The organism is Microbacterium sp. P2_F9 (genome assembly GCF_056403635.1).
The window spans coordinates 1-1,106 of the sequence record NZ_JBFUFC010000406.1; the positions used below are offsets into that span (position 1 = coordinate 1).

Sequence of the window (1,106 nt, forward strand, 5' to 3'; positions counted from 1 at the left end):
GGCTGGGCAGTCTGCGCCGGTCGGCCGGTCTCTCTCCCGGCGCGTCGCGTGCCACAGGGCGCGCGGCGCGCGGGCGCTCAGCGCCTCGCTGACGGCCTGGAGGCGCGGCAGGTGGCAGGGTGTCCTGTGCCAGGCGATCGCACGTCCACCGACCTGCGGTGACCTGTGAGTGACACCCGTGCGTCGCGTGGCAGAGGGCAGCGTGCCACTGGCCGCGAACTGACGAGGCCAGATCGCCATTCACCAGAAAAGGCCTGGTCAGCAGATGGCATAACGGCAGGTTCTGTCTTTCCCGCGTGCGTCGCACCCGAGACCAGGATGCTGCGTCCCGCGTGCATCGCGTCCCGCAGCAGTCGCGCGGCGGCCGGCGCCAGCGATCCGGCGGCCACGAGGCGGTCGAGGTCTCGGAACGCCGGCAGGAACTTCCGGATGTTCACCGCCCAGTGGCGGCGGGTGATGTCGGGGATGACGACGTGGAGCCGGCTGCCGTCCGGTAGGGACGCGTCCACGAACGGCTGGCTGAGATCCACGCGGCGACCCGTGGAATGCAGCATGCGCTCGACCAGATCGCGCACCTGCGCGTCGGTGAGGGTGAGCGGCACGCGCTCGGCGACGCCGCCGCGGGCGAAGAACACCCGATCAGGTGCGTTCAGCCAGACTTCCTCGATCGTCGGATCGTCGAGGTAGGGCTGCAGCGGTCCGAACCCGGCGACGGCGGCGAGCACCTCGCGAACACAGGCCGGTTCGTCGTCCACCACGCTCAGGCCGCGGGCGAGCGCGAAGTCGTTGTGACGCCTCACCTCGGCGCGCACGATCTGGGTCGCGAGCTCCAGGTCGCGGGCCGGGTCGGTGCGCTCGGCGCGAAGTCGCTCCCGCACCCGCTCGGCCACCACGACAGCAGGCGCCAAGGTGGCGGGAGCGAGGGCGGTGGGACTCACCGGAGCATCCTCGCAAGGCGGCTCCGCGGCATCCGGAAGTTATCCACAGCCGAGCACGACGATGGCCGGGGAGGCGCGCCCCGGCCATCGTGCGTCTCTATGCCCTCATGTCACGAACCGCTGTTGACGGAGCCCCCGTTCGTGACGGTCAGCCCCGATGCCTCGTGG

At 71.2% G+C, this 1,106-nt stretch carries 1 protein-coding gene; it reads right to left on the reverse strand.

The annotated features are described in order from the left end of the window. Nucleotides 1–77 precede the first annotated feature (77 nt). Nucleotides 78–938 (reverse strand): ATPase, T2SS/T4P/T4SS family, encoded by an 861-nt coding sequence (locus AC1DVT_RS20400; protein ID WP_477391243.1) that lies wholly within the window; start codon nucleotides 936–938, stop codon nucleotides 78–80. Between the last annotated feature and the right edge of the window lie 168 nt (nucleotides 939–1,106).